Annotated in this window: 3 protein-coding genes; all 3 read right to left on the reverse strand. The window is 62.6% G+C overall.

What is annotated here, in order from left to right:
- Positions 1-1,829 (reverse strand): AAA family ATPase (locus B2W52_RS05690; protein WP_286801839.1); only part of this gene is annotated, 1,829 nt, incomplete at its 3' end.
- On the reverse strand, positions 1,826-2,950 hold the full coding sequence (locus tag B2W52_RS05695) for a metallophosphoesterase family protein (protein WP_273069364.1): 1,125 nt from the start codon (positions 2,948-2,950) through the stop codon (positions 1,826-1,828). The genes B2W52_RS05695 and B2W52_RS05690, both read right to left, overlap by 4 nt.
- 125 nt (positions 2,951-3,075) lie before the next feature.
- Positions 3,076-5,769 (reverse strand): molybdopterin-dependent oxidoreductase, encoded by a 2,694-nt coding sequence (locus B2W52_RS05700; RefSeq protein WP_476738515.1) that lies wholly within the window; start codon positions 5,767-5,769, stop codon positions 3,076-3,078.
- Between the last annotated feature and the right edge of the window lie 32 nt (positions 5,770-5,801).

Raw genomic sequence — 5,801 nt, forward strand, 5'->3', positions numbered from 1 at the left:
CATTCGGTTTTAGCGTTGTCCCGCGCCTGCTTCAGTGCCGACCGCTTTGCCTGGTGCTCACGCTCATCGGATTCGGCCTTGTCCAGCGCGGTGCCGGCCTGAACGAAAGCGGCTTCTGCCTCCTCCAGGGCGGGTACGTTCTCTTTCTGGTCCGGTTCTGGCGTGGCCTGCAACTGGCTTTTGGCTTTCGCCAGTTCGCTTTCCGCCTCGCTCTGTTCGGAGACAAGTTGCTCAATGCCGGCCGGTGCCACGGATTTCAGCAAATCTTCGGCGTGCTTCTGGGCTCTTCCGGCACTTTCGAAGGCTGAAAGCCGCTCTTCGGCCTGTTCCACGGATGTCACGCCGAGGGTCTTCAGCTGTTCGGCGAAGCTGTCCTCAAGGGTTTTAAGCTTCCGGCGGGTGCTGGCAAGCTCTTCGCCGCCGGGGGTTATGCCCAGGGTACCCACGCCCGGGATAACCAGGGTGGATTCTTCCAGAAGCTGCTGCTCGCCCTGCCCGGTGAGTTGCTCGTTGTTCAGTGTTAATGATGCATTGGGCTCCAACTGCCAGCTCAATCGGGTGGCGATGGTTCGTGAACGGATGGTTTCTTCGTTCAGCTGGTTCGCGGTGGCTTTCAGGTTTTTGACCGCGGCGGAATCAATGCGGTTGTCTCTGGCCTGCTGCCTGGCCTGCTCCAGCTGCTGGTGGTATTCCTTTGCTTTGGCGAGGTTCTGGGTCAGCACTTGTTTTTGCTGTTCAAGCCGGCGGACATCCTGCTCCAGCCTTTGTCGCGTTTGCAGCAAGCCCGCCAGTTTGCGTTGCTTTTCCGCTTGCTCATAGGCGGTTCTGGCTTCGCTCAAACGACCTGCAATCATCGGCGTTTGGGCTTCTGCGGTGGCGAGGTCTCGCTCCGCTCGGTCCAGTTCGGCCTTTCGGCCTTCAAGCTGGCGACTGAGCCCTTCAAGGTGTTCCTTGTTCTGCTGCAACAGGCGGTGGTTTTGCTGCAGCTGGCTGAGCGTAGCTTTCTCCTGGTTCTGTTGTTGCTCCAGGCGCTCAACCTGCTGATAACGCACCCGGGCCTCCTCCAGCTGGCGCTGGGCGTCTTCCCAGGGGCGCTCGGCCTCGGCCTGATCATAATCCTGGGCCAGTTTGCCAAGCCGGTCGACCTGCTCCTGGTATTTATGCACCCGCTCCTTCAGCTCTTCAATTTCAAGTTCAGATTGAGCGCGGTCTTTTTCCAGTTTCAGGTAATCGCCCCGGGGCTTGCCGGTACCGGTCAGCAGGGTGTCCCGCTGGCTGCGAACCGTCTCGATCAGGTCGTCGCCCCCGGAGCTGGCCACTTCTCCGACCATGGAATTAAGGGCGGACTTCAGATGGTCCCCGGCATGCTCGATAGCCTGCTCAATGTCCTGCCCGGTGCCCTGCTCCACCCACAGCAGTCCCGGTATGCCCCAGTGTTCGGCTTTGCTGGCACCGCGCTTCGGGTACTGGTAGCCCAGCAACTCGGCCAGTTTTTCTTCCGCGTCGTCTTCGCTGTAGGTGTCGGTGCCGACTTTCAGGTCACAGCGTTTGCGCTGCAGGAAGCTCTTGGTGAGATGCCAGGAGCGGCCCTCGTGCTCGAAATCCAGTTCAACGGTGGGCGCCGCCGCGGAATCGCCCCAGGGGCGAAGGTCGTCAACGGCGGTTGAGCGATAGCGCTCGAAAAACGCGGCACGGATGGCCCGCACCAGGGTGCTTTTGCCCGACTCGTTGGGGCCGTGAATCAGGTTGAGGCCGGGCTGCAGGTTGTCCAGAACAAAAGGTTTGCGGAACTGGCGTAGCTGCTCAATGCGCATGCGCTGCAGTTTCATTGGCTGGCCTCCTGTTCCCGCTCTCTGAGCAAGCCAGCCAGAATCGCCAGAGCATCTCGCGCGGCGTCATCCTGCACGCCATCTTGTTGACGCTCGCGCAGGCTCTCGACGACTTCGCCCACGTATCCGTCCGCCTTCAGGGCTGCGATGTCTTCATCGGTCGGCGCGAGCTGAAGCCCGCTGCGTTCGCATCGCAGGCTTCTGAATTTGGCTTCAGCCACAGAAAGGGCCTTCAGTAGTGTTTCCTCCCCGACAAGGGTTATCGACCCCTCAAGCCGCAGATCAACAACGGCGGATTCGGGCAAGGCGTTCAACCGCTCCAGCAGTTGGTCCAGATCAGACTGCACCGCCAGGGTTTCCCGCCACTGGTGCCATTGATACCGACCGGTAGGTAGTTGAGTTACCGTCGGCGTTGCCCCTGCCTCGGGCACGTCAACAATCAGGGCATTGCCGGCTTCGTTATTCCGAAAGCGTTCCGGCTCCGGGGTGCCGCTGTACCAGGTGCGTTCATCAATCTGTTTGGTGCCGTGCCAGTCGCCCAGGGCGAGGTAATCAAGCCGGCTGGCTTCGGCACGGTTCGGCGCGATGGGGTTGGTGGAATCAATCTCGTCCGGCAGCAGGCCCTGCACGCTCCCGTGGGCCAGGCCGACCCGGAGGAAGCCTTCCGGTGACTCGTAACCGGTGAACCGCTCGGTCAGATCACCGTAGGTATGCCGCTGGGTCAGCGGTGCGGATAGGATGCTGAGGCGCTGCTGCTCCAGATTGATAACGCCGGGCTGCAGCGCCAGTTGTACGTTCTCAGGTACTGCACCCAGGCGCTGGGCTCGCGTCCACACGCTCTCTGCCAGGGCGGCGTCGTGGTTGCCGGGCAGCATGACCCAGGGGCCGGCGAACGCCTTTGTGGCATTGAACACCCGCCGGATCGTGCGATCGGACACCGTCTGGGCATCAAACACATCACCGGCGACCAGAACGGCATCGCACTGATGCTCATTGGCAAGCTGTGCGAGCGTTTCTATGGCCTTAAATCGGGCCTCGACCAGGGCTGCACCGTCTTCGGTTTCAAAACGGGTAAACGCCCGGCCCATCTGCCAGTCTGCCGTGTGCAAAAACTTGGGCATTTTATCTACCTGAGAATTCGGGGAATTTTGGCGCCATTCTAGACCAACCAACGATACTTTACAGACACGAGGCGACAATGCGCGTCGTTCTGAACAAGCTTGGCTATCCCAGCACTAGCCCGGCACTAGGCCGGGGTCAGCCGGCAGGCGGCGTACTTGAATTCCGGAATCTTCCCGAACGGGTCCAGAGCCGGGTTGGTGAGCAGGTTGGCCGCCGCTTCCACGAACGCGAAAGGCACAAACACCATGCCTTCGGGCATGGTCTGATCGGCTCGCGCCGTAAGAGTGATGCTGCCCCGCCGGGTGGCGACGTGGATGTTCTCTCCAGAGGCCACGCCCAGGCGCTCCAGTTCTGAGGGCGCGAGGAATGCCGCCGCCTCGGGTTCCCGCTCGTCCAGTACCCGGCTTCTGCGGGTCATGGCGCCCGTGTGCCAGTGCTCCAGCAAACGCCCGGTGGTCAGCACCGTGGGATAGGCCTCATCCACCGGCTCGTCGGGTGGCAGGGGGCTGGCCGGAGAGAATTTGGCTTTCCCCCCGGACCTGGGAAACGCATCGGCGAAGACCACATCATCGCCCGGCGCGTCGTCGGCCTGGCACGGGTAGGTCACAGACCCTTCGCGCTCCAACCGGGACCAGGAGATATGATCCAGTGAGTGCATGCCCTGCTTCATCTCGGCAAACACCTGCTCGGGGCCGCTGTAGTCCCACGCCAAGCCAAAACGCCGGGCGATTTCCTGGATAATCCACCAGTCCGCCTTTGCTTCACCCGGGGGCCCCAGCGCAGCCCGGCCCATCTGCACCTGCCGGTTGGTGTTGGTGACGGTGCCGGATTTTTCCAACCAGGCAGCCGCCGGCAGGATGACGTCGGCAAACTGGGCGGTCTCGGTCACGAACAGGTCCTGAACCACCAGGTGCTCCAGGGCGCCAAGCGCGGCCCGTGCGTGGGTGAGATCCGGATCGGACATCGCAGGGTTTTCACCGAGGATGTACATGCCCTTGATGGTGCCCGCCCTGATGGCGTCCATGATCTCCACCACGGTCAGCCCCGGATCCGGGTCCAGTTCGGTGCTCCAGAGTTCTTCGAAGGCGGCCCGCAGCTGGGCATCCCCCACCGGTTGGTAGTCAGGCAATACNNCGAAGGCGGCCCGCAATTGGGCATCCCCGACGGGCTGGTAGTCTGGCAATACCATGGGGATCAAGCCGGCATCGGAGGCGCCCTGCACGTTGTTCTGCCCCCGCAGCGGGTGAAGGCCGGTGCCGGGCCGGCCGGTATGGCCGCACGTCAGGGCCAGGGAAATCAGGCAGCGGGCGTTGTCGGTACCGTGCACATGCTGGGAAATGCCCATGCCCCAGAAGATCATCGCGTTCTCGGCCTGCGCGTAGGCACGGGCCACTTCCCGGATCGTGTCGGGGTCGACGCCGCATACGGGGCTCATCACTTCCGGTGTCATGCCCTCGATGCTTGCCGCCAGCGCCTCGAAGCCTTCGGTATGGGTATCGATGTAGTTCTTGTCGAACAGCCCCTCGCTGATGATCACATTGAGCATGGCGTTGAACAGCGACACGTCGCCACCGGGCGAGAAACGCACGCTGCGCCAGGCATAGGCGTCCAGCGACTGGCCCCGGGGATCAATGATGATCAATTTGGTGCCGTTGCGTGCTGCCTGCTTGAAGTAGGTAGCGGCGACCGGGTGATTCACCGCCGGGTTGCAGCCGGTCAGAATCACCACGTCTGCCTGGAGCGCCTGCATGAAGGAGGCGGTTACGGCCCCGGACCCCAGGCACTCCATCAGCGCCGCGACGGAGCTGGCGTGGCAAAGCCGGGTGCAATGGTCCACATGGTTGGAGCCGAAACCGGTGCGCACCAGCTTCTGGAACAGCCAGGCTTCTTCGTTGGAGCACTTGGCGCTGCCGAAGCCGGCGAGCGCTTCCGGTCCGTGCTGTGTTTTAAGTTGGGTCAGTCCGTTTGCCGCAAGATCCAGCGCCTCTTCCCAGCTGGCTTCTCGAAAATGCGTTAACGGGTTGGCCGGATCAAAATTGGGATCGAGCCCTTTGGGGACGCCCTCCCGGCGAATCAGTGGCCGGGTGAGTCGCGCCGGGTGAGACGGATAATCAAACCCGAAGCGGCCTTTCACGCAGAGCCTGCCCTGGTTGGAGGGGCCGTCTTTACCCTCCACAAAGAGAATGCGCCCTCGCTGCTCGCCCACTCCTGATCGGGCGTTGGCAGGCTCGTCTTTCACGTGATAGGTCAGTTGGCAGCCCACGCCACAATAGGGGCAAACGGAGTCCACCGTGCGGTCGGCCGTGGCAGAGTCTCCGCGGCCGTGGGCATCCATCAGGGTGGCGGGCATGAGCGCGCCCGTTGGGCAAGCCTGCACGCATTCGCCGCAGGCAACACAGGTGCTGTCGCCCATGGGGTCGTCGAAGTCAAAGATGACTTTCGACTCGGCGCCGCGATGTGCCAGCCCGATCACGTCGTTGCCCTGCACTTCCCGGCAAGCCCGCTCGCACAAGCCGCAGGTGATGCAGGCGTCCAGATTCACGTTCATGGCAGAGTGCGTGGCGTCATGGCCCCGGGCGTGGGCCAGCGAATCCGATCGGGGCTCTACATGGTGAACCGTTGGCTCGTTGCGCTCTGAACGGGCCGGGAGGCGCTGGCGCACATCCCCGACATCAATCGCCAGTTGATCCGCCGTTTCCCATAAGTGGCTTGAACGATCGGGGCTGCTATCTTGCGCAGGTTGATCGGCCAGTAACAATTCCAGCACCGCTCTTCTGGCTTCCTGGGCACGGGCGGAGCCAGCGCTTCGCACCACCATGCCGGGCACTGCCTCGCGAATACAGCTTGCGG

The organism is Marinobacter sp. UBA2498 (genome assembly GCF_002341575.1).
GTDB lineage: Bacteria > Pseudomonadota > Gammaproteobacteria > Pseudomonadales > Oleiphilaceae > Marinobacter > Marinobacter manganoxydans.

Excerpts from the sequence above, each read along its gene's own strand:
- B2W52_RS05695 (WP_273069364.1), bottom strand. The coding sequence starts at position 2,950 with ATGCCCAAGTTTTTGCACACGGCAGACTGGCAGATGGGCCGGGCGTTT.